Origin of the sequence: Klebsiella sp. BIGb0132 (assembly GCF_024810075.1) — a bacterium.
Lineage (GTDB): Bacteria > Pseudomonadota > Gammaproteobacteria > Enterobacterales > Enterobacteriaceae > Klebsiella > Klebsiella terrigena.
This window is the reverse complement of sequence record NZ_JANUDW010000010.1, coordinates 159922-182732: the sequence shown is the minus strand read 5'-3', so window position 1 is coordinate 182732 and position 22811 is coordinate 159922. Positions and strand designations below refer to the sequence as shown.

Annotated in this window: 18 protein-coding genes; 10 read left to right on the top strand and 8 right to left on the bottom strand. The window is 58.3% G+C overall.

What is annotated here, in order from left to right:
- Positions 1-179: 179 nt before the first annotated feature.
- Positions 180-605 (bottom strand): nucleoside triphosphatase NudI, encoded by a 426-nt coding sequence (gene nudI, locus M2416_RS22680; protein WP_259226933.1) that lies wholly within the window; start codon positions 603-605, stop codon positions 180-182.
- Positions 606-741: 136 nt separating this feature from the next.
- Here nudI and M2416_RS22675 point away from each other — a divergent pair, with 136 nt between their 5' ends.
- The 7 genes from M2416_RS22675 to yfaU all read left to right on the top strand — a co-directional run bounded on the left by M2416_RS22675 (position 742) and on the right by yfaU (position 8219).
- Entirely contained in the window at positions 742-1710 is a 969-nt protein-coding gene (locus M2416_RS22675) for an Rpn family recombination-promoting nuclease/putative transposase (RefSeq protein WP_259226931.1), read from the top strand.
- Positions 1711-2019: 309 nt separating this feature from the next.
- Positions 2020-2562, top strand: coding sequence for a YfaZ family protein (locus M2416_RS22670; protein WP_259226929.1), 543 nt, complete (start codon positions 2020-2022; stop codon positions 2560-2562).
- A gap of 94 nt (positions 2563-2656) precedes the next feature.
- Positions 2657-3853 carry a nicotinamide mononucleotide deamidase-related protein YfaY gene (locus M2416_RS22665; protein WP_076945780.1) on the top strand — a complete coding sequence of 399 codons (1197 nt, stop codon included), beginning with the start codon at positions 2657-2659 and terminating at the stop codon, positions 3851-3853.
- 204 nt (positions 3854-4057) lie between these two features.
- Entirely contained in the window at positions 4058-4840 is a 783-nt protein-coding gene (locus M2416_RS22660) for an IclR family transcriptional regulator (protein WP_259226926.1), read from the top strand.
- Positions 4841-4853: 13 nt separating this feature from the next.
- Entirely contained in the window at positions 4854-6059 is a 1206-nt protein-coding gene (rhmD, locus tag M2416_RS22655; protein WP_041146541.1) for an L-rhamnonate dehydratase, read from the top strand.
- Positions 6060-6111: 52 nt separating this feature from the next.
- Positions 6112-7401: an MFS transporter gene (locus M2416_RS22650; protein WP_076945778.1), complete on the top strand. Its 1290-nt coding sequence runs from the start codon at positions 6112-6114 to the stop codon at positions 7399-7401.
- 14 nt (positions 7402-7415) lie between these two features.
- Positions 7416-8219, top strand: a complete 804-nt coding sequence (gene yfaU / locus M2416_RS22645) for a 2-keto-3-deoxy-L-rhamnonate aldolase (RefSeq protein ID WP_041146539.1) — start codon at positions 7416-7418, stop codon at positions 8217-8219.
- Positions 8220-8244: 25 nt separating this feature from the next.
- On the opposite strand, the gene glpC is transcribed toward yfaU, so the two are convergent.
- From glpC to glpA, 3 genes are read right to left on the bottom strand one after another with little or no spacing between them, the layout of a single operon-like run.
- Positions 8245-9423, bottom strand: coding sequence for an anaerobic glycerol-3-phosphate dehydrogenase subunit GlpC (gene glpC / locus M2416_RS22640; protein WP_076945777.1), 1179 nt, complete (start codon positions 9421-9423; stop codon positions 8245-8247).
- On the bottom strand, positions 9420-10679 hold the full coding sequence (glpB, locus tag M2416_RS22635; RefSeq protein WP_076945776.1) for a glycerol-3-phosphate dehydrogenase subunit GlpB: 1260 nt from the start codon (positions 10677-10679) through the stop codon (positions 9420-9422). Before glpB ends, glpC begins: the two co-directional genes overlap by 4 nt.
- Complete coding sequence (gene glpA, locus M2416_RS22630; protein WP_259226922.1) at positions 10669-12291, bottom strand: anaerobic glycerol-3-phosphate dehydrogenase subunit A; 1623 nt, start codon at positions 12289-12291, stop codon at positions 10669-10671. The genes glpB and glpA overlap by 11 nt, the downstream gene beginning before the upstream one ends.
- Positions 12292-12560: 269 nt before the next feature.
- Between glpA and glpT the strand changes: the two genes are divergently transcribed.
- A complete protein-coding gene (glpT, locus tag M2416_RS22625; protein WP_041146535.1) occupies positions 12561-13907 on the top strand; it encodes a glycerol-3-phosphate transporter in 1347 nt (448 codons plus the stop codon).
- 9 nt (positions 13908-13916) lie between these two features.
- Positions 13917-14996, top strand: coding sequence for a glycerophosphodiester phosphodiesterase (gene glpQ / locus M2416_RS22620; RefSeq protein ID WP_259226919.1), 1080 nt, complete (start codon positions 13917-13919; stop codon positions 14994-14996).
- 62 nt (positions 14997-15058) lie between these two features.
- Here the strand turns inward: glpQ and yfaE are convergent, their stop codons facing one another.
- The 4 genes from yfaE to ubiG all read right to left on the bottom strand — a co-directional run bounded on the left by yfaE (position 15059) and on the right by ubiG (position 19899).
- Positions 15059-15313: a class I ribonucleotide reductase maintenance protein YfaE gene (gene yfaE, locus M2416_RS22615; protein ID WP_041146533.1), complete on the bottom strand. Its 255-nt coding sequence runs from the start codon at positions 15311-15313 to the stop codon at positions 15059-15061.
- Positions 15313-16443, bottom strand: coding sequence for a class Ia ribonucleoside-diphosphate reductase subunit beta (nrdB, locus tag M2416_RS22610; protein ID WP_076945773.1), 1131 nt, complete (start codon positions 16441-16443; stop codon positions 15313-15315). The genes yfaE and nrdB overlap by 1 nt, the downstream gene beginning before the upstream one ends.
- 96 nt (positions 16444-16539) lie before the next feature.
- Positions 16540-18825: a class 1a ribonucleoside-diphosphate reductase subunit alpha gene (gene nrdA / locus M2416_RS22605; RefSeq protein ID WP_041146531.1), complete on the bottom strand. Its 2286-nt coding sequence runs from the start codon at positions 18823-18825 to the stop codon at positions 16540-16542.
- A gap of 345 nt (positions 18826-19170) precedes the next feature.
- Complete coding sequence (gene ubiG, locus M2416_RS22600) at positions 19171-19899, bottom strand: bifunctional 2-polyprenyl-6-hydroxyphenol methylase/3-demethylubiquinol 3-O-methyltransferase UbiG (RefSeq protein ID WP_041146530.1); 729 nt, start codon at positions 19897-19899, stop codon at positions 19171-19173.
- A gap of 213 nt (positions 19900-20112) precedes the next feature.
- On the opposite strand from ubiG, the gene gyrA reads away from it, so the two are divergent.
- The gene (gene gyrA, locus M2416_RS22595; protein WP_041146529.1) at positions 20113-22752 is read left to right on the top strand and encodes a DNA topoisomerase (ATP-hydrolyzing) subunit A; all 2640 of its coding nucleotides are present in this window, start codon (positions 20113-20115) and stop codon (positions 22750-22752) included.
- The last annotated feature ends 59 nt before the right edge of the window (positions 22753-22811 follow it).

Sequence of the window (22811 nt, the reverse complement as noted above, 5' to 3'; positions counted from 1 at the left end):
GTGAACCTTTGAATCATCTTTTGATGAAGAGATTGAATACGTTTTTTATGATTACAGTGATGCCGCTAATACTCATCATGGCGAACGTTAATCGGCAAAGTTCGCGGGAGCGCATTGCTCGGGCTAAGTCATCCTCAGCCCGGCGGTGCGGAATCCGCTATCTGACCGCGGGTTAAAAATCAGAGCAGCCCCTTCAGCGCCAGGGTCTTGCGCGTGGCGACGTTCAGATCGTAGCGCGGCAAATCCTCGATGCTGACCCACGCATAATCCTGAAACTCTTCGTTAATGGTGACTTCACGGTTGGCGCTGACGCAATCGAAAATCAGGTAGATCATGTAGATCTCCTCCTGCCGGCCGTCGCTATAGGTTTTGACCCGCACGTCGTCGCTGAAGGTCCAGGGCGTAATGCTCGTCAGCTGCAGGGCTTCGCCCAGCTCTTCACGAATTTCACGCCTCAGGGCGTCCTCAATTCGCTCGCCAGGCTCCACGCCGCCGCCTGAAAGCGCCCACTGGCCGGGAAAAACGCCGCGATCGTCGGCCATCCTGCAGAGCAGATAGTGTCCATCATGTTGAATCAGCGGGCAGACAATAGTCCTTTGGCGCATGGTATCTCCTTTGAATGAACGGTTAGCAAAGCATCTGGCTGCCAGTTTGCGAGCCGCCTCGGTAAACCGCAAGCGAAAACGCGCGCCCGGCGTTGGCGGTGGTAGGGTGGGTTGAAATGACGGACAGGAGGTCAGCATGAGCCGGGCGACAGCGCACTTCCCGCATGATGCCGTGTTTAAGAGCCTGCTGTCGGACCGGGCGACGGCGGCGGATTTTTTACTGATTCATCTGCCGGAAAATTTACGCGAGCTGTGCGACCTGCAGACCCTGCATCTGGAATCCGGCAGCTTTATTGACGACGATTTACGGGCAAGCCACTCGGATATTCTCTATTCCGTGCAGACCCGGACTGGCGAAGGGTATATCTATCTGCTGATTGAGCATCAAAGCTCTGCGGATCGGCATATGGCCTTTCGTTTAATGCGCTACGCCGTGGCGGCGATGCAGCGTCATCTCGATAAAGGCCTGCAGCAGCTGCCGCTGGTGATCCCGCTGCTTTTCTATCACGGTAAGGCGAGCCCCTGGCCGCACTCGATGCGCTGGCTGGACGGCTTCTCACAGCTAGAGATAGCCGAAAAGCTCTATAGCCAGCCCTTCCCGCTGGTGGATGTGACGACTATCCCGGATAACGAGCTGCTGCAGCATCGACGCGTGGCCATGCTGGAGCTGCTGCAAAAACACATTCGACAGCGGGATCTGATGGAGCTTCAGGCACAGGTGGTCAGCTTATTAGCGCTGGGATACACTAGCGAAAGACAGCTGCAGACGCTGTTGCACTATATACTCCAGGCGGGGAGTACCGCCGATCCCGTGGCATTTCTGCGTCAGCTGGCGCAAAGCGTGCCGCTACAGCCGCATAAGGAGGCGCTCATGAATATTGCTCAGTTCCTGGAAGACCGCGGTCGTCAGGAAGGGATGCAGCAGGGAAGGCAGCAAGGGCTTGAGGCAGGACTGGAGGCAGGAATAGAAAAAGGCCGACAGGAAGGTGAACAAAAGGCCGCCGAGCGTATTGCGCTGGCGATGATCGACTGCGGACTTGAATTGCCTCTGGTCGCCGAGCTGACCGGCCTGTCCCTGCAGTGCCTGGCGCAGCTTAAGCACTAGCGCATAATTCTCACAACGCGGCGGCCGAACGGCTGCCGTTTTTTTACGCCGCTATTTTTTTCCGATGCCCGGCGCGGACGCCCGACGATGCGCCACCACGGTGCGCAAAACGCCTCTTTTTACCTGATATCTTCCCCTCGCCAGCGCTGATGGCGGCGCAGCGACCGGGCAAATCCTGCGTTCCGGTAGCAACTGCTTACAATCCCAACAATAAAGGTCATTTTAGGACATTGATTCCTCAGCATTCGGCAGTACAATTCTGCGGTTTTTGGGACTTCTTTGATTCTTGATTTCTGGATAGAGTAAAAAATGAAAAAATGCGTATTAATCGGCCTTGCCGGGCTGGCGTTGGTCTCTACGGCGGCAAACGCTATCAGCGTCACCGGGCAGGCCGGTGAGCACTACACCAACCTTGGCGTGGGTTTTGGTACCGAATCAAGCGGACTGGCGGTAACCGGCAACTGGCTGCACAGCGATAACGACGGCGACGCGGCAGGTTTAGGGCTGGGTTTAAACATTCCTCTAGGGCCATTCCTGGCAACGGTGGGTGGCAAAGGCGTCTATACCAATCCGAAAAGCGGTGACGAAGGGTATGCGGCAGCGGTCGGCGGCGGCCTGCAGTGGAAAATTGGCGACAGCTTCCGCCTGTTCGGCGAATACTACTATTCACCGGACTCCCTCTCCAGCGGCATCCAGAGCTATCAGGAAGCTAACGCCGGCGCGAGCTGGACGGTTATGCGTCCTCTGAGCATTGAAGCCGGCTATCGCTATCTGAACCTGGCAGGTAAAGACGGTAACAAAGATAATACCATTGCCGATGGCCCGTACGTCGGCGTCAGCGCCAGCTTCTGATCCCCGGGCGCGGTATCATGCCGCGCCGATTTCCTGTCTACCCAGCCCGCACCTTTGCGTTATAGTATTTCCACTTATCAGGCTGGAGTTCACAATGTTAAACGTGGAAATGCTGTCCACCGGCGACGAAGTGCTGCATGGGCAAATCGTCGATACCAATGCCGCGTGGCTGGCGGATTTCTTTTTTAATCAGGGATTGCCCTTAACGCGTCGCAACACCGTCGGTGACGATCTTGATTCTCTGATCGCTATTTTACGCGAGCGCAGCGAGCATGCGGACGTGCTGATCGTCAACGGCGGTCTGGGGCCTACCAGCGACGATCTCAGCGCGCTGGCCGCGGCAACCGCTAAAGGCGAGTCGTTAATTCTGCACGCCGGATGGCTGGAGACGATGACGCGTTTCTTTGCCGAACGCGGACGGCCGATGGCGGAAAGCAACCGCAAGCAGGCGGAAATTCCCGCCAGCGCGGAGATGATCAACAACCCGGTGGGCACCGCCTGCGGTTTTGCCGTTCAGCTCAACCGCTGTCTGATGTTTTTTACCCCCGGCGTGCCGTCGGAATTTAAGGTGATGGTTGAGCAGGAGATTTTACCCCGCCTGCGCGAACGCTTCCCGCTGTCTGCGCCGCCGCTGTGCCTGCGCCTGACCACCTTTGGTCGTTCAGAAAGCGACCTGGCGCAAAGCCTCAATCCGCTGCCGCTGCCGCCTGGCGTGGTAATGGGCTACCGTTCTTCGATGCCGATTATTGAGCTGAAACTCACCGGCCCTGCTGAACAGCGCGACGCGATGCTGGCGCTATGGCCAGAAGTGCAAAAAGTTGCCGGCGAGAACCTGATTTTTGAAGGCACCGAAGGGCTGCCTGCGCAGATTGCGCGCCGCCTGCAGGAGCGGCAGCTGAGCCTGACCCTCAGCGAGCAGTTTACCAGCGGCCTGCTGTCGCTCCAGCTCTCCCGCGCCAGCGCTCCGCTGCTGGCGAGCGAAGTGGTCCCCGCGCAGGAGGAGACGCTGGCACAGTCGGCCCGCTGGACGTCAGAGCGGCGGGTGAAGCATTTTGCCGGCCTTGCGCTGGCGGTCTGCGGCCAGGAAGCCGATTACCTGAACTTCGTGCTCTCCACCCCGGAAGGCACCCACGCGCTGCGGGTTAAGCTCAGCGTCACCCGCTACAGCCTGCAGGTCCGCCAGGAGGTTTGCGCGATGATGGCCCTGAATATGCTGCGCCGCTGGCTGAACGGCCAGCCGGTAGCCGGCGATCACGGCTGGATTAACGTGGTCGAAACGCTGTCGATCTAAGCCGCCAATCGCGCCGGGAACCCCTCCCGGTGCGTTTTCAGTCCAACCCGCTGTACTTATTTTTAAATATTCTGTGCGCTATCCCCCATTTATACGCTGCGAAATGTCCACCCCGCTGGAATAACGCCGTGATTTGAGGCCGCTCACAATTTTCCCCCCTGACAATCGCAACACTGATTCCAGTATTCAGGATTGGAGTCCAGTATGTTGGAATCAAGCAAGGTCCCGGCGCTGACCCGCGCCATCGATATTCTCAATCTCATCGCCCGCATTGGCCCCTGCGGCGCGGCGACGATTATTGACGAACTCGGTATTCCGAAAAGCACCACCTATCTGCTGCTGGGCGAGCTGAGAAAGCAGCGTTTCCTCAGTATGGATAATCAGGATAACTACTGCCTGTGGACCAAGCTGGTGGAGCTGGCCGGGCACGCCGTAAGCAAAATGGATCTCCGCGAGCTGGCGCGGCCGCGGCTGACTCAGCTCATGGACGAATGCGGGCTGCTTTGCCATCTGGGGATCATCGATCAGGGTAACGCCTACTACATTCTGAAAATTGAATCTCCGGCGACGATCAGCGTCCGCTCGCACGAGGGGAAAAGCCTCTCGCTCTACCGCTCCGGCATTGGCAAATGCCTGCTGGCCTGGCAGCCCGCGCATATACAGCACGCCATCATCGGCGAACTGCGGTGGGAGCGCTCTACGCCGACCACCATCACCACCGCCCAGCGGCTTCACGAGGAGCTGGAGCTCATTCGGGCCAGAGGCTGGAGCTTTGATAACGGCGAGGATTACCTCGACGTTCGCTGCGTCGCCGCGCCGGTCTTTAACGCCAATAACGATCTCACCGCCGCGATCTCGGTGGTGGGGACGCGTTTGCAAATCAATGAAGATAATCGTGATTACCTTGCCGGTAAGGCGATTGCCTGTGCCAAAGATATTTCCCGTTTGCTGGGGTGGAAGAGCCCCTTCGAGCGACGAGCTTCATAACAAGGAGAACATCATGACCCTACCGAAAATTAAACACATCCGCGCGTGGTTTATCGGCGGCGCGACCGCGGAAAAGGGCGCCGGCGGCGGCGACTACCACGATCAGGGCGCAAACCACTGGATTGACGATCATATCGCGACCCCGATGAGCAAATATGCCGAGTATGAACAGTCCCGCCAGTCGTTCGGCATTAACGTGCTGGGCACGCTGATTGTTGAAGTAGAGGCCGATAGCGGCCAGACCGGCTTCGCGGTAACCACGGCGGGAGAGATGGGCTGCTTTATTGTTGAAAAGCACCTCAGCCGCTTCGTTGAGGGAAAATGCGTCAGCGATATTAAGCTGATTCACGATCGGATGCTCAATGCCACCCTGTTCTACTCTGGCTCCGGCGGTCTGGTGCTGAATACAATTTCCTGTATCGACCTGGCGCTGTGGGATCTGTTCGGCAAAGTGGTTGGCCTGCCGGTTTACAAGCTGCTGGGCGGTGCGGTTCGCGATGAGATTCAGTTCTATGCCACCGGTGCGCGGCCGGATCTGGCGCAGGAAATGGGTTTTATCGGTGGCAAAATGCCGACGCACTGGGGGCCACACGACGGCGACGCCGGGATCCGCAAAGACGCCGCCATGGTTGCAGAATATCGCGAGAAATGCGGCGCGGATTTCTGGCTGATGCTTGATTGCTGGATGAGCCAGGATGTGAATTACGCCATTAAGCTGGCTCACGCCTGCGCGCCATATAACCTCAAGTGGATTGAAGAGTGCTTACCGCCGCAGCAGTACGAAGGCTATCGCGAACTCAAGCGCAGCGCACCTGCCGGGATGATGGTCACCAGCGGCGAGCACCACGGCACGCTGCAATCTTTCCGTACGCTGTCGGAAACCGGCATCGATATTATGCAACCCGACGTCGGCTGGTGCGGCGGGTTAACCACCCTGGTCGAGATCGCGGCAATCGCCAAGGCGCGCGGTCAGCTGGTGGTGCCGCACGGCTCGTCGGTCTATTCGCACCATGCGGTGATTACCTTCACCAACACCCCGTTTAGCGAGTTCCTGATGACCAGCCCGGACTGCGCCACGCTGCGTCCTCAGTTTGACCCGATCCTGCTGGGCGAGCCGGTGCCGCAGAACGGGCGGATCCATAAATCCGTGCTGGATAAACCGGGCTTTGGCGTTGAGCTGAATCGCGACTGTCATCTTAAGCGTCCCTATAGCCACTGATCTCGTCGTGCCGCGCAGCGTCGCTGTGCGGCCGATTCCTGAGGATATTGCGATGAGTAATACTTTGCTGGAGAGCGTGGTGAAGAAAAACCGCGCCCGTTTGATCCCCTTTATGCTGGCGCTGTACGTGCTGGCGTTTCTTGACCGTTCGAATATTGGTTTTGCCAAAGAGACCTACCAGTTGGATACCGGGCTGAGCAACGAGGCCTACGCCCTTGGCGCCGGAATATTTTTTGTGGTGTATGCCTTTCTCGGGGTACCGGCGAATCTGCTGATGCGTAAATTTGGCGCGAGAAAATGGATTGGCTGCACCACGCTGCTGTGGGGCGTGCTCTCTGCGGCCATGGCATGGGCGGATAGCGAAACAAAATTCCTGCTGGTACGGACGCTGCTCGGTGCCGCCGAAGCGGGCTTTTTCCCGGGAATGATCTACCTGACTTCTCAATGGTTCCCGCAACAAAATCGCGCCAGCATTATGGGGCTGTTCTATATGGGCGCGCCGCTGGCCCTGACGCTCGGCTCGCCGCTATCCGGCGCGCTGCTGGAAATGCACGGCTTTATGGGGCATCCCGGCTGGTTCTGGATGTTTGTGATTGAGGGGCTGCTGGCCGTCTGCGCGGGCTTTTTCACCTTCTTCTGGCTCGATGATACGCCGCACAGCGCACGTTTTCTGACCGCTGCCGAAAAGCAGGCGCTGCTTAGCCAGCTGGCAAGCGAAGAGGAGAAAAAGGTGACTTCGCGGCTCTCCGATGCGCTGCGCAACGGACGCGTCTGGCAGCTGGCGATTATCTATCTGACGATTCAGGTCGCGGTTTATGGCCTGATCTTCTTCCTGCCGACCCAGGTTGCCGCGCTGCTGGGCACCAAGGTGGGGTTTGTGGCCTCGGTGGTGACGGCGATCCCGTGGATTGCGGCTCTGCTGGGGACCTGGCTTATTCCGCGCTACTCCGATCGGACCGGCGAACGGCGCAATATTGCGGCGCTGACCTTACTGGCGGCGGCGATGGGTATTGGCGTCTCCGGGCTGGTGCCACCGGTGCTGGCGATACTGGCGCTGTGCGTCGCGGCGGTCGGCGTGATCGCCGTGCAGCCGGTATTCTGGACGATGCCGACGCAGCTACTCTCCGGTACCGCGCTGGCCGCGGGCATTGGCTTCGTCAACCTGTTCGGCGCAATCGGCGGTTTTCTGGCTCCGATCGTTCGCGTTCAGGCAGAGACGATTTTCGCCAGCGATTCCGCCGGCCTGCTGACGCTCTCCTGCGTGGCGATAGTGGGCGTCGTTATTATCTTTTCATTGAGCGTCACACGCATGGTGCCGCAGTCCGGCAGCGTACCGCATTAATATAAGGAAGACCTATGAACGCTATTTTATCGAACCCGTTTAAAGCGGGATTATCCAGGGGAGAAACGCAAATTGGCCTGTGGCTGAGCTCAACCTCCTCCTACGTGGCCGAGATAGCCGCGACGGCAGGCTACGACTGGCTGCTGATTGATGGCGAACATGCGCCAAATACCATTCAGGATCTTTACCATCAGCTGCAGGCCATTGCCCCCTATGCCAGCCAGCCGGTGATACGCCCGGTCGAGGGGAGCCGCAGCTTGATCAAGCAGGTGCTGGATATCGGCGCGCGGACGTTACTTATCCCAATGGTCGATACGGCCGAGCAGGCGCGGGATATCGTCGCGGCAACCCGCTATCCGCCGGTCGGCACGCGCGGGGTTGGCGCCGGCGTGGCGCGCGCGGCGCGCTGGGGGAGAGTAGGGAACTATATGGCACAGGCGAATGATGAACTCTGTCTGCTCATTCAGGTCGAGAGCAAAACGGCGCTCGACAATCTGGATGAGATCCTCGAAGTGGAGGGCATTGATGGCGTATTTATTGGCCCTGCCGATTTGTCCGCCTCCCTCGGCTATCCGGATAACGCCGCTCATCCTGACGTGCAGCGGATTATTGAACAGAGCATTCGCCGCATTCGCGCGGCGGGCAAAGCGGCCGGCTTCCTTGCCGTCGATCCGAAAATGGCGCAAAAAAGCCTTGAGTGGGGCGCCAATTTTGTCGCCGTTGGCGTAGATACTCAGCTCTATACCGACGCGTTGGATAGCCGGCTGGCGATGTTCAGGCCCGGCGCGCGGCGGGAGGAAGAAAAGGGGAGCTACTGACTCCCCGTAATCATCGCGCGGAGGTTCAGGCCAGCGCCTGCGCCAGCAGGGTGATGGGATGTTCACAGCGCTTGCTGGTGGACATCTCAATCTGCCATTTGCAGGTTTCACAATCGGTCACCACCACATCGGCGCCGCTCTCCTCAATCTGGCGGAAGAGCGGCGCGCCGATGGCCTGGGAAGACGCGTAGTTCTCCGACTTAAACCCGTAGGTGCCGGCGATGCCGCAGCATTGCGAATCCAAAACCTCCAGCTGCAGGCCGGGGATTTGCCGCAGCAGTTCGAGGGTATAGAGCGACCAGCCCATTTTCTCCATATGACAGGGAGTGTGGTAGACCACCTTCAGCGGCAGCGGTTTTAGCGCCAGGGTTCGCCCGCCGTCAAGCTGGCGCCAGATCCAGCGCGTTGCCAGCTCAACCCTGTCGCGCACGTCGCTATTGTCAACATCCAGCACGTGCGGATACTCATCGCGCAGGGTGAAGGTGCAGGTGGAGGAGGTGGCGATGGTCGGCAGCGCGCTTTCGCGCATGGCGGCGACGTTACTCAGCGCCTGCCTGCGGGCTTTGGCAAAAAAGCCGTTGGCAATCAGCGGCACGCCGCAGCATTTTTCTTTGGACAGCAGCTGTACCCCGGTGCCCATGGCGTTCAGCACGCGGATAAGATCCTTACCCAGCTGCGGATGGTTGTAGTTGACGTAGCAGCCGTGAAAGAAGGCGACCTGGTCGCTAAACTGCGCCTGCTGGGCGGCGAGCTGGCGGTATGCCCGGCGGAACGTGCCGAAACCGTATTTTGGCAGCGTTCGGCGATGATCTATCCTGAGCGCCGTATCGAGCAGCCGACGCACCGGCTGCAGACCCGTGACGGCGTTGACCAGCGGCGCAAACGGCGTAGAAAGGGTGCCCATCAGATCCGTATGGCTCAGCACCGCATCGCGTAGGCCAGGCTTCTGCTGGCCGTACTGCGCCCGCGCCCGCTGGATAATATCGCCGATTTTAACGTCAGAGGGGCAGGCGACCTCGCAGCGCTTGCAGTTAATGCAGTACTTCAGCGCCTCGTCATACAGCGCGCCGTCCTTTAGCCGCAGCCGCTCGCCGTCGGGTCCCGCCTGCTTAGGGCCGGGATAGCGCGGATTAACCCGGCTGACCGGGCAGGCGGTGGTGCAAACCGTGCATTTAATGCAGCTCTCAAAGCGGGTATCGTTCATCGTTCGCCTCCGGCAAGGTCGTTGATCTGTTTGGCGACGTGCAGCGCGGTGACCGCGCAAACGCCGCCGCCGCATCCCAGCTGAATGGCGTCAAAGCCGCCGAGCAGAGAACCGGCGGCAAACAGGTTGTTGAGCGGCCGCCCCTGCAGCAGCGGACGCAGCATCGCATCCGTTTTCAGGCCGAAGCGCTGCCAGGGCTGGGAGGCGAAGAAATCCCGCTGATACCAGCTCTCGCGCGGCATGCTCTGCTGCAGGTCGAGGCCCAGAATCGGCTCGCGTACGCCATCGCGCCCGGCGATCAGGCCGTTGCTGAAGAAGCTGCCGCTGGCCAGGACGGTAAAGCGCGGCCGCAGCGGGATATCGCCGTGGTTACGCGTCCATACTCTGCTGACCGTTCCATCCTGATGGCTGATGTTGGTCACCTCATCACCGGCCAGCCAGGTTCCTCCGCCGCGAATAAAGCGGCGCTGGAGCTGGCTATGCAGGCGCATTCCCGGTACCGAAGGGGGCAGGGTTGGCAGCAGGCGCAGCGGGCAGGGCAGGCGCTCCTGTAGCCACAGATAGAGCCGGTTATCGCTAAGGCCAAAGCAGGCGGGCAGGATCAGCAAGTCGTGTTCCTGCGCCAGCGGAAGCAGCGCGGCCAGCAGCGCCGGCCAGTGGCGCTCGTCATCCAGCACTCTGGCAATATTGGCGGCGCGAAATTCGCTCGGGCTCTCGCGCAGGACGTCCAGCAGCGGTAAATCGATTTCCGCCGCGCTGGCGTTCATTCCGTGCTGATTAAGCGACGCGGCGGCCAGGTGCGGCTGGAAGTCGGCAAAGCCGCCGATCCCGACCAGGCAGGGGGATTGGGCGGTTAACGGGTAAACGGGAACCTCCTGCGGGGAGAGCCACGCGGCGCGCAGGGTGCCGAGGGGCGTGATGCGCAGATGCGGCCGGGCGGCATCGCCCTGCATCACAATGCCGCTGGCGGCCAGCAGCGCCTGGGTTTGCGCCGCGTAGTCCATGACGCGTTCGATGCCGATCCTCGCGTAGGGATGCTCCGGAGTCTGGCCTGTCAGCCGGGCGAGACCCTGGGCAACTTCGGTCACCTTTTCGCCGTCGGGCAGTTCTGAGAGCAGGTCCAGCGAGGCGGAGGAGAAATGCAGCGCGCTTTGACCGCGGCTGACGATCGCGCTGCGCAAACCATATTGATTCAGGCTCAGCCCGCAAAGTAGTCCGGCGAGCCCGCCGCCGATAATCGCGCAATCAAATTTCATCCTGCTGCTCCTTTTGCAAACCGCACAGCCCGAGATAGACCCAGCGGGTGAATTCACTTTCGCGCAGCGCATCGCCCCAGGCGACGGGCTGTACGCCTTTCCAGCGCTCGTTTAAAAACTCAGAAAGCTGGGTCAGCGATTGGGCCGGCGTGGCGACATTGAAGCGCTGCAGCAGCCCGGCGGCGCGGCAGGCGCACAGCTCGCCCTGGCAGGTTCCCATCCCGATTCGGGTACGGCGGCGTAAATCGAGCAGGTTGTTGACCGCTAAATTTTCTACCGCGTACTGCACCTCCCCCGCGGTAACCGCTTCGCACTCGCAGACCAGGCTGCGATGCTGGCGGCTATCGCCAAGCCACGCGGGCGTGCGGTCTCCGTGGCGGTACACCGCCGATCCCCGCAGCGGCGCGGGCAGAGAGATGATTTTTTGCAGCGTGGCTTCGACCGGCTCGCGGGATCCCGGTAAAGGGGTTTCGGCGGTGGTGCAGGGGACGGTGTTGCCAAGCTTGCGGCAAACGGTATCCGTCGCCCATTCCGCCATCAGGCGGTAGGTCATCAGCTTGCCGCCGGTAATGGTGATAAACCCGGCCATCCCGTCGCGTTCGGCATGATCCAGCAGCACAATGCCGCGGCTGACGCTACGACCGCTGGGATCGTTATCGCTGGCCACCAGCGGGCGCACGCCGGAGTAGGCGCGCAGCACCCGGGTGCGGGCCATGACGGGTGTCAGCTTCTCGCCTTCGCGCAGCAGGGTATCGACTTCCGCGGCGGTGACCCGGTTATCGTCAATTTCATCGTAGGGAATATGCACCGAGGTGGTGCCAATCAGGGAGATGGTATCCCCGGGAACCAGAATATCGGCATCGGCAGGCTTGCGGCAGCGGTTGATAACGTGGCGGTTAATGCGATGGTCGAGGATCAGCAGCGATCCTTTAGCCGGAAACATCGCAATGCGCAGATCGGCATATTCCGCAATCCGCTGACCCCAGATCCCGGCGGCATTGACCACTACGCTTGCGCGCAGCGTGCGGTTTTCGCGACGCTTATGGTCATAGCAGCGCACGCCGTTGACCCGATCGCCGCTGCGCAACAGGCCGGTGATTTCACAGCCGGTAAGGATGGTGGCGCCGTGTTCGCGGGCGTCCAGCATATTGGCCGCGCTCAGGCGAAACGGATCGACGGTGCCGTCGGGTACCTGAACGGCGCCGAGCAGCGTGGGATTGACGGTGGGCTCAATGCGCAGCGCCTCGGCGGGCGAGAGCTGACGGGTCTCAATTCCGGCCTGCTGGCAGGCGTGAATAAAGGTCTGTTGCCAGGCGAGATCGTCTTCGGGGAGGGTAATAAACAGCCCGTTAGTGGGTTCCACACAGTGGCGGGCGATGCGGCGCAGGATGCGGTTTTCGCTGATACATTCGCGCGCCGATTCGCCGTCGGTTACCGCGTAGCGGGCGCCGCTGTGCAGCAGCCCGTGATTGCGTCCGGTCGCCCCGGTGGCGATATCGTGGCGTTCTACCAGGGTTACGCGCAGCCCGCGGAGCGCGCAGTCACGGGCGATCCCTGCTCCGGTTGCGCCGCCGCCAATGACAATGACATCACACTCATCGGTCTCGGCCATCTCTCTATCCCTCTACTTTCGTTTTACATCATTTAGCCACACAAATAGTGCGTATTGTTTGATTTCGAGCATATTCGCGCGTTTATCGAGCATGGAATGTGATTTCATGCTCACAATGGAATGTTTTGTCATATTTTTGTAACAAAGCGTGCGATGTTTCACAGTATCGTCTGCGAGGTTTCCCTACCATCGCGCCATATCAGAAGTGGGTGATTAAATTAGGTTTTTTTTACCTGTACCCATAAAAGCAAATGGCAACGGAGGCTGCTATGTTAAGTATTTTTAAACCCGCGGCGCACAAAGCGCGTCTACCCGAGGCGGAAATTGACCCGCACTATCGTCGACTACGCTGGCAGATTTTTATCGGTATTTTCTTTGGCTATGCCGCCTACTATCTGGTGCGCAAGAACTTTGCGTTAGCCATGCCATACCTGGTGGAGCAGGGATTCTCTCGCGGCGATCTCGGCTTTGCGCTGTCCGGGATTTCCATCGCCTATGGTTTTTCAAAATTCATTATGGGCTCGGTATCCGATCGCTCGAATCCGCGCATTTTTCTGCCGGCGGGGCTGATCCTGGCGGCGCTGGTGATGCTGGTGATGGGCTTTGTGCCCTGGGCGACCTCCAGCATCATGGTTATGTTTGTGCTGCTGTTCCTCTGCGGCTGGTTCCAGGGGATGGGCTGGCCGCCCTGCGGGCGTACGATGGTGCACTGGTGGTCGCAGAAGGAGCGTGGGGGCATCGTTTCGGTATGGAACTGCGCGCACAACGTTGGCGGCGGGATCCCGCCGCTGCTCTTCCTGCTGGGGATGGCCTGGTTCAACGACTGGCACGCGGCGCTGTATATGCCGGCGTTTGGCGCGATCCTGCTGGCGGTATTTGCCTTTGCCATGATGCGCGATACCCCGCAGTCCTGCGGCCTGCCGCCGATTGAAGAGTATAAGAACGACTATCCTGATGATTACAGCGAGCAGCACGAGCAGGAGCTCACCGCCCGGCAGATCTTTAAGCAGTATATTCTGCCAAACCGGCTGCTGTGGTATATCGCCATCGCCAACGTCTTTGTCTACCTGCTGCGCTACGGCATTCTCGACTGGTCGCCAACCTACCTGAAAGAGGTGAAGCACTTTGCGCTGGATAAATCCTCCTGGGCCTACTTCCTCTACGAGTATGCGGGGATCCCCGGGACGCTGATTTGCGGCTGGATGTCGGATAAGGTGTTCAGAGGCAACCGCGGGGCGACCGGGGTCTTCTTTATGACGCTGGTGACCATCGCCACCGTCGTTTACTGGCTTAACCCGCCGGGTAATCCTGGCGTTGATATGGCCTGCATGATCGTTATCGGCTTCCTGATTTACGGTCCGGTGATGCTGATTGGCCTGCATGCTCTCGAGCTGGCGCCGAAAAAAGCCGCCGGCACCGCGGCGGGCTTTACCGGGCTGTTTGGTTATCTGGGAGGCTCCGTTGCCGCCAGCGCAATCGTCGGCTACACCGTCGACTTCTTCGGCTGGGACGGCGGATTTATGGTCATGATCGGCGGTAGCGTGCTGGCTGTGCTGCTGCTGATTGTGGTGATGGTGGGCGAAAAACGTCATCACCAGCAGCTGAAACAGTCCTGAGGAGTGAGCATGAAAACGGCAATAACGACCTTGATGACCGGGATTCTGCTGGCAGGCTCCACGCTGAGTTTTGCCGCTCAGGCGGGGGATAAGATAGTCATTGCTCACCGCGGCGCCAGCGGCTATCTGCCGGAGCATACGCTGCCGGCGAAAGCGATGGCCTATGCCCAGGGAGCCGATTATCTCGAGCAGGACCTGGTGATGACCAAAGACGATCGGCTGGTGGTGCTGCATGACCACTATCTCGATCGGGTCACCGACGTGGTGGAGAAATTTCCGCAGCGCGCGCGTCAGGATGGCCGCTTCTACGCGATCGACTTCACCCTGGCGGAGATAAAAACGCTGAAGTTCAGCGAGGGGTTTGAACCCAAAAACGGTAAGAACGTCCAGACCTTCCCGGGGCGCTTCCCGATGGGAAAAGCGGATTTTCGCATTCATACCTTTGAAGAGGAGATTGAGTTCGTTCAGGGGCTGAACCACTCAACCGGGAAAAATATCGGTATCTATCCGGAAATTAAAGCGCCGTGGTTCCACCATCAGGAAGGCAAGGATATCGCCACCAGCGTCCTGCAGGTGCTGAAGAAGTATGGCTACACCAGCAAGCAGGATAAGGTGTATCTGCAGTGTTTTGATGCCAACGAGCTCAAGCGCATCAAGAACGAGCTGGAGCCGAAGATGGGGATGGACCTGAATCTGGTGCAGCTGATCGCCTACAGCGACTGGAATGAAACCCAGCAGCGCCAGGCGGATGGCAAATGGGTTAACTACAGCTATGACTGGATGTTTAAGCCCGGCGCGATGGGGCAGATTGCACAATACGCCGACGGCATCGGCCCGGACTACCACATGCTGGTGGCGGCGAACGCCAGGCCGGGCCAGGTGGCGCTGACTGACATGGTGAAAGAGGCGCATCGCCAGCATCTGGTGGTCCACCCCTATACCGTCCGCGCTGACCAGTTGCCGGATTACGTCACCAACGTGAACCAGCTGTTCGACCTGCTGTATAACAAGGCTGGCGTCGATGGATTGTTCAGCGACTTCCCGGATAAGGCGGTGCAGTTTCTGCAGCAAGAGGGGGAACACCGCTAACCCGCGGCGTGAATGGCAAACCTGTCCGCGCCGGTCGGCGCGGATGGGATGTCGCCGGGCAGCTACATCTCGATTTCGATATCGCTTTTTGCCCGGCAGCAGCAGGGCAAAATCTCTCCCGGCTGAATGAACGCCAGCGGCTCGGTCAGCCAGTCAACCTGACCTGACACCAGCCGCGTGCGGCAGGAGCCACAATAACCTTCGCGGCACTGATACTCCACGTCGATATTATGCGATTCCAGGGCATCAAGCAGGCAGTGGTGTTCATCCTGACACTCGAGATGAGTGTCAGAAATTTTCAAAAAAATGCGTTTCATCAGAGCTGGAAGTTGCTCAGGTCGTCGGCATCGACTTCGGCGTCGATCTGCCCCACCAGGTAGGAGCTGACTTCCACTTCCTGCGGCGCAACCTGCACGTTATCGGATACCAGCCAGGTATTGATCCACGGGATGGGGTTGGAGCGGGTCTGGAACGGCAGCTCGAGACCGACCGCCTGCATGCGAATATTGGTGATGTATTCGACGTACTGGCAGAGGATATCGCGGTTCAGGCCAATCATTGAACCATCGCGGAACAGATAATCTGCCCACTCTTTCTCCTGCTGAGCCGCCAGCACGAACAGGTCATAGCACTGCTGCTTGCACTCTTCGGCAATTTCGGCCATTTCCGGATCGTCGACGCCGGAACGCAGCAGGTTCAGCATGTGCTGGGTGCCGGTGAGGTGCAGCGCTTCGTCGCGAGCGATCAGGCGGATGATTTTAGCGTTACCCTCCATCAGCTTACGCTCGGCGAAGGCGAAGGAGCAGGCGAAGCTGACGTAGAAGCGAATCGCTTCCAGCGCATTCACGCTCATCAGGCACAGGTACAGTTTCTTTTTCAGCTCGCGCAGGTTCACGGTGACGGTTTTACCGTTAACGCTATGGGTGCCTTCACCCAGCAGATGCCAGTAGCTGGTCAGCTCAATGAGCTCATCGTAGTAGCTGGAGATCCCTTCCGCGCGCTTCTGAATCTGCTCGTTGGTGACGATATCATCGAAGACCACCGCCGGATCGTTGACGATGTTGCGGATGATATGGGTGTAGGAGCGCGAGTGAATGGTTTCAGAAAACGCCCAGGTCTCTACCCAGGTTTCCAGCTCAGGAATCGAAATCAGCGGCAGCAGCGCGACGTTCGGGCTGCGGCCCTGGATGGAGTCCAGCAGAGTCTGGTACTTCAGGTTGCTAATGAAGATATGCTTTTCGTGATCCGGCAGCGCCTGATAATCGATACGATCGCGGGAAACGTCAACTTCCTCCGGGCGCCAGAAGAAGGAGAGCTGCTTTTCGATAAGCTTTTCGAAGATGTCATATTTTTGCTGATCGTAACGGGCAACGTTAACCGGCTGACCAAAAAACATCGGCTCAAGCAGCTGATTGTTTTTGGTCTGAGAAAAGGTGGTATATGCCATTAAATGTGCGTCCTGTGATGTTATTGCCCCTCGCTTCGGCCCTACAGACGGGGCCGGGCTGTGATGTTCCCTCGCCATGGGGCGAGGGGGGCGTTATCAGATCTTACAAGCGCCGCTTTCGCAGCCGTCGTCCTGGATGGATGGCGCCAAATCGTCCTGCGCATCTTCCGCGCCATCACGGGTGTTGTGATAGTACAGAGTTTTTACGCCAAATTTATAGGCGTTGAGCAGGTCTTTCAGCAGCTGCTGCATCGGCACTTTTCCGGACGGGAAGCGCGTCGGGTCGTAGTTGGTGTTGGCCGAAATCGACTGATCGATAAACTTCTGCATAATGCCGACCAGCTGCAGGTAGCCATCGTTGCTCGGCATTTCCCACAGCAGCTCGTAGCTGTTCTGCAGCTTTTCGTAATCCGGAACCACCTGGCGCAGAATGCCGTCTTTCGAAGCCTTGATGCTCACATGGCCGCGCGGCGGTTCGATACCGTTGGTGGCGTTAGAGATCTGCGAAGAGGTCTCTGAAGGCATCAGCGCGGAGAGGGTCGAGTTACGCAGGCCGTGGGTTTTGATCGACTCGCGCAGCTGCTCCCAGTCGTAGTGCAGTGACTCGCTAACGACAGCGTCGAGATCCTTTTTATAGGTATCGATCGGCAGAACGCCCTTGGCATAGGTGGTTTCGTTGAACCACGGGCAGGCGCCCTGTTCGATAGCCAGCTCGTTGGAGGCTTTCAGCAGGTAGTACTGAATAGCTTCAAACGTCTTGTGCGTCAGGTTGTTGGCGCTGCCGTCGGAGTAGCGTTTGCCGTGTTTTGCCAGATAGTAGGCGAAGTTAATCACGCCGATACCCAGCGTACGACGGCCCATGGCGCCGCGTTTTGCCGCCAGAATCGGGTAGTCCTGATAGTCCAGCAGCGCATCCAGCGCGCGAACCGCCAGCACCGCCAGATCTTCCAGCTCGTCCAGGCTCTCAATCACGCCGAGGTTGAACGCTGACAGCGTACACAGCGCGATTTCGCCGTTTTCATCGTTGACGTCGTTCAGCGGCTTGGTCGGCAGGGCGATTTCCAGGCACAGGTTGGACTGACGAACGGGCGCGATAGCCGGGTCGAACGGGCTGTGGGTGTTGCAGTGGTCAACGTTCTGGATGTAGATACGGCCGGTAGAGGCGCGCTCCTGCATCATCAGAGAGAACAGCTCAACCGCTTTGATCCGCTGCTTGCGGATGCTGTCGTCTTTTTCGTACTGGGTGTAGAGACGCTCAAACTCGTCCTGATCGGCGAAGAAGGCGTCATACAGGCCCGGGACGTCGGACGGGCTGAACAGGGTGATATCTTCACCTTTCAGCAGACGGGTGTACATCAGCTTGTTGATCTGTACGCCGTAGTCCATGTGACGAACGCGGTTCGCCTCGGTGCCGCGGTTGTTTTTCAGCACCAGCAGGGTTTCAACTTCCAGATGCCACATCGGATAGAAGAGGGTGGCAGCACCGCCGCGCACGCCGCCCTGTGAACAGGACTTCACCGCGGTCTGGAAGTGCTTATAGAACGGGATACAGCCGGTGTGGAAGGCTTCACCGCCGCGAATCGGGCTACCGAGCGCGCGGATGCGACCGGCGTTAATGCCGATGCCGGCGCGCTGGGAAACGTATTTCACAATCGCGCTGGAGGTGGCGTTGATGGAGTCGAGGCTGTCGCCGCACTCAATCAGCACGCAGGAGCTGAACTGGCGGGTCGGCGTACGCACCCCGGACATGATCGGCGTCGGCAGAGAAATCTTGAAGGTGGACACCGCGTCGTAGAAGCGCTTGACGTAGTCCAGACGGGTCTCGCGCGGGTAGTTCGAGAACAGGCAGGCGGCGACCAGAATGTAGAGGAACTGGGCGCTTTCATAAATTTCGCCGGTCACGCGGTTCTGCACCAGATACTTACCTTCCAGCTGCTTAACTGCCGCATAGGAGAAGCTCATATCGCGATCGTGCACGATGAACGAGTCCATCTGCTTGAACTCTTCTTCCGTGTAGTCTTCCAGCAGATGAGTATCGTATTTACCCTTGTTGACCATCTTCGTGACGTGATCGAACAGCGCCGGCGGCTCGAACTGGCCGTAGGCCTTTTTACGCAGATGGAAAATCGCCAGACGCGCGGCGAGATACTGGTAATCCGGAGCATCGCGGGAGATAAGATCCGCCGCAGCCTTGATGATAGTTTCGTGAATATCGGCAGTTTTGATGCCGTCGTAGAACTGAATGTGGGAACGCAATTCTACCTGAGAAATCGAAACGTTATTCAGTCCTTCTGCCGCCCAATCCAGTACGCGATGGATTTTGTCGAGATTAATACGCTCGGTTGTACCGTCGCGCTTTGTCACCAGCAGACTCTGATTCATGTGGATTATACCTGTCCGTGAAAGAAAATATCCCCCGCTTATCCACAGAAGGTCGTTGTGACTAACTCTGTGGATAAATACTATATGTAGGGGGTTGTAGATAAAAAGAACGCTATATGGTGAGTATTCTAGTAAGGATTCTTTTGAGTACAAGAGTTGATTTTGACGTTAAATTGAGGTTGCGGAAGCGTAATAATAGCCGGGCCCACGTCGCATAAGGCCTGGCGAAGATGTCAATAAACTCAAAAATAAAAATGAAAATTTGATCGAGTGCTGATTTCTTCGGCGCCAGGAAAAATTACGCGGCTTGATGCCGCGCAATCATCATATGAAAAACCGCTGACGTTATGCGTTTTTCGCCGTTGTATGCAACATGTAGTTAACATCTACCCCCGGCGCCAGCTTGAAGGTATTGGTTAGCGGATTGAAATGGAGGCCGGTAATATGCTGCTCTTTCAGATTTGTCTGATCTACCCAGCCGATCAGCTCGGACGGCTTGATAAACTTCTTCGCGTCATGGGTCCCCTTGGGCACCATCTTCAGCACGTATTCGGCGCCGACTACCGCCATCAGCCACGCTTTGCCGTTGCGGTTGATGGTTGAGAAGAAGACCTGGCCTCCGGGCTTAACCAGCCGCGCGCAGGCGTGGACGACGGACTGCGGGTCGGGAACGTGCTCCAGCATCTCCATACAGGTCACCACGTCGTACTGCTGCGCATGCTTCAGCGCGTGCTCTTCGACGGTCTCCTGGACATACTCAACCTGAACGCCGCTTTCCAGCGCGTGCAGCTTCGCCACCTGCAGCGGTTCAAAGCCCATATCCAGCCCGGTCACCGTTGCGCCTTCCCGCGCCATGCTCTCCGCAAGAATGCCGCCGCCGCAGCCGACGTCGAGCACTTTTTTGCCGAACAGGCCGCCGGAGCGCTGCGCAATATAGCCCAGCCGCAGCGGGTTGATGCGATGCAGTGGTTTGAATTCGCCCTCTAAATCCCACCAGCGCGAGGCGACGGCTTCAAATTTAGCGATTTCATTATGATCAACGTTGTGGGCCACCGACGGTTTTTCGGCATTCATGGGCGCTTTTACTCCTTTTCAGTTCAGACCTGCGAGTATATCAGCAGACCGCCATGAATAAACCGTCTATACCCTTCGCCTTTCGCACCGCCTCTTCGTTGGCCGCCTTGATGCGGTACGAAATTCATTGGGTATAGGTTTACCGGTATCACCGCGGCTGTGTTATAATTTGCGACCTTTGAATCCGGGATACAGTAGAGGGATAGCGGTTAGATGAGCGACCTTGCGAGAGAAATTACACCGGTCAACATTGAGGAAGAGCTGAAGAGCTCGTATCTGGATTATGCGATGTCGGTCATTGTTGGCCGTGCGCTGCCGGATGTCCGAGATGGGTTGAAACCGGTACACCGTCGCGTACTTTACGCCATGAACGTATTGGGCAATGACTGGAACAAAGCCTATAAAAAATCCGCCCGTGTCGTTGGTGACGTAATCGGTAAATATCACCCTCACGGTGATACCGCCGTTTATGACACCATTGTACGTATGGCGCAGCCATTCTCCTTGCGTTATATGCTGGTCGATGGCCAGGGTAACTTCGGTTCTGTCGATGGCGACTCCGCCGCAGCGATGCGTTATACGGAAATCCGTATGTCGAAAATCGCCCACGAGCTGATGGCCGACCTCGAAAAAGAGACGGTTGATTTCGTTGATAACTATGACGGCACGGAGCGCATCCCTGACGTCATGCCAACAAAAATCCCCAACCTGCTGGTAAACGGTTCGTCCGGTATTGCCGTCGGGATGGCGACCAACATTCCGCCGCACAACCTGACGGAAGTGATTAACGGCTGCCTGGCCTATATCGACGATGAAGACATCTCCGTCGAAGGCCTGATGGAACACATTCCAGGCCCGGACTTCCCGACCGCCGCCATTATCAATGGCCGTCGCGGCATCGAGGAAGCCTACCGTACCGGCCGTGGCAAAATTTATATTCGCGCCCGCGCTGAGGTAGAAACCGATGCGAAAACCGGCCGTGAAACCATCATCGTCCATGAAATTCCGTATCAGGTGAACAAGGCTCGCCTGATCGAGAAAATGGCCGAGCTGGTGAAAGAGAAGCGTCTGGAAGGGATCAGCGCGCTGCGCGATGAGTCTGACAAAGACGGCATGCGTATCGTGATTGAGATCAAGCGTGATGCGGTGGGTGAAGTGGTTCTTAACAACCTCTACTCGCTGACTCAGCTGCAGACCTCTTTCGGCATCAATATGGTTGCGCTGCACCACGGCCAGCCGAAGATCATGAACCTGAAAGACATTCTTTCCGCGTTCGTGCGTCACCGCCGTGAAGTGGTCACCCGTCGTACTATTTTCGAGCTGCGTAAAGCCCGCGATCGTGCGCACATCCTTGAAGCCCTGGCGATTGCGCTGGCCAACATCGACCCGATCATCGAGCTTATCCGCCGTGCGCCAACGCCTGCGGAAGCGAAAGCCGGGCTGGTTGCCAGACCCTGGGATCTGGGCAACGTGTCGGCGATGCTGGAACGCGCCGGTGATGATGCCGCGCGTCCGGAGTGGCTGGAGCCAGAGTTCGGCGTGCGTGACGGTCAATACTATCTGACCGAACAGCAGGCCCAGGCGATTCTGGATCTGCGTTTGCAGAAGCTGACCGGCCTTGAGCATGAAAAACTGCTGGACGAATACAAAGAGCTGCTCGAACAGATTGCTGAACTGCTGCATATTCTCGGCAGCGCCGACCGTCTGATGGAAGTGATTCGTGAAGAACTGGAAGCGATGCGCGAACAGTTCGGCGACCAGCGTCGCACCGAAATCACCGCCAACACCGCTGATATCAACATCGAAGATCTGATCAACCAGGAAGATGTGGTGGTCACCCTGTCTCACCAGGGCTATGTGAAGTATCAGCCGCTGACCGACTACGAGGCGCAGCGTCGCGGTGGCAAAGGTAAATCGGCCGCACGTATTAAAGAAGAAGACTTTATCGACCGCCTGCTGGTGGCCAACACCCACGATACGATCCTGCTGTTCTCCAGCCGCGGTCGTCTCTACTGGATGAAGGTTTATCAGCTGCCGGAAGCCAGCCGTGGCGCGCGTGGACGTCCAATCGTCAACCTGCTGCCGCTGGAAGCCAATGAACGTATCACCGCCATCCTGCCAGTACGCGAGTACGAAGAGGGCGTGAACGTCTTTATGGCGACCGCGAGCGGTACCGTTAAGAAAACGGCGCTGACCGAGTTTAGCCGTCCGCGTTCAGCCGGCATTATCGCCGTGAATCTGAACGAAGGCGACGAGCTGATCGGCGTTGATCTGACGAACGGCGAAGACGAAGCGATGCTGTTCTCTGCGGCCGGTAAAGTGGTGCGCTTTAAAGAGAGCGCAGTACGAGCCATGGGCCGTACCGCGACCGGCGTACGCGGTATCAAGCTGGCGGGTGAAGATAAAGTTGTCTCCCTGATCATTCCGCGCGGCGAAGGTGCGATCCTCACCGTGACCCAGAACGGCTACGGCAAGCGTACTGCGGCGGATGAGTATCCGACCAAGTCCCGCGCCACTCAGGGCGTTATCTCGATCAAAGTGACCGAGCGTAACGGCTCCGTGGTAGGCGCGGTACAGGTGGACGATTGCGACCAGATCATGATGATCACCGATGCGGGCACCCTGGTGCGTACTCGCGTATCGGAAGTGAGCATCGTGGGTCGTAACACTCAGGGCGTCATTCTGATCCGTACTGCGGAAGATGAAAACGTTGTTGGCCTGCAGCGCGTTGCTGAACCGGTTGATGATGAAGAGCTGGATGCCATCGACGGCAGCGTGGCGGAAGGCGACGAGGATATCGCGCCGGAAACCGACGCTGAAGCTGATGATGACATCGCCGAAGATGATGAATAATCTGCGGTAATGATGCGAAAAGGGCCGGGATATTCCCGGCCCTTTTTATTTGCCCGCCG

Coding starts and splice junctions, on each gene's coding strand:
- yfaE (WP_041146533.1), bottom strand. CDS start 15,313: ATGAAACGCATTTTTTTGAAAATTTCTGACACTCATCTCGAGTGTCAG.
- nrdB (WP_076945773.1), bottom strand. CDS start 16,443: ATGGCATATACCACCTTTTCTCAGACCAAAAACAATCAGCTGCTTGAG.
- nrdA (WP_041146531.1), bottom strand. CDS start 18,825: ATGAATCAGAGTCTGCTGGTGACAAAGCGCGACGGTACAACCGAGCGT.
- M2416_RS22650 (WP_076945778.1), top strand. CDS start 6,112: ATGAGTAATACTTTGCTGGAGAGCGTGGTGAAGAAAAACCGCGCCCGT.
- M2416_RS22675 (WP_259226931.1), top strand. CDS start 742: ATGAGCCGGGCGACAGCGCACTTCCCGCATGATGCCGTGTTTAAGAGC.
- ubiG (WP_041146530.1), bottom strand. CDS start 19,899: ATGAATGCCGAAAAACCGTCGGTGGCCCACAACGTTGATCATAATGAA.
- gyrA (WP_041146529.1), top strand. CDS start 20,113: ATGAGCGACCTTGCGAGAGAAATTACACCGGTCAACATTGAGGAAGAG.
- M2416_RS22670 (WP_259226929.1), top strand. CDS start 2,020: ATGAAAAAATGCGTATTAATCGGCCTTGCCGGGCTGGCGTTGGTCTCT.
- glpT (WP_041146535.1), top strand. CDS start 12,561: ATGTTAAGTATTTTTAAACCCGCGGCGCACAAAGCGCGTCTACCCGAG.
- M2416_RS22665 (WP_076945780.1), top strand. CDS start 2,657: ATGTTAAACGTGGAAATGCTGTCCACCGGCGACGAAGTGCTGCATGGG.
- glpA (WP_259226922.1), bottom strand. CDS start 12,291: ATGGCCGAGACCGATGAGTGTGATGTCATTGTCATTGGCGGCGGCGCA.
- glpC (WP_076945777.1), bottom strand. CDS start 9,423: ATGAACGATACCCGCTTTGAGAGCTGCATTAAATGCACGGTTTGCACC.
- rhmD (WP_041146541.1), top strand. CDS start 4,854: ATGACCCTACCGAAAATTAAACACATCCGCGCGTGGTTTATCGGCGGC.
- nudI (WP_259226933.1), bottom strand. CDS start 605: ATGCGCCAAAGGACTATTGTCTGCCCGCTGATTCAACATGATGGACAC.
- glpQ (WP_259226919.1), top strand. CDS start 13,917: ATGAAAACGGCAATAACGACCTTGATGACCGGGATTCTGCTGGCAGGC.
- glpB (WP_076945776.1), bottom strand. CDS start 10,679: ATGAAATTTGATTGCGCGATTATCGGCGGCGGGCTCGCCGGACTACTT.
- M2416_RS22660 (WP_259226926.1), top strand. CDS start 4,058: ATGTTGGAATCAAGCAAGGTCCCGGCGCTGACCCGCGCCATCGATATT.
- yfaU (WP_041146539.1), top strand. CDS start 7,416: ATGAACGCTATTTTATCGAACCCGTTTAAAGCGGGATTATCCAGGGGA.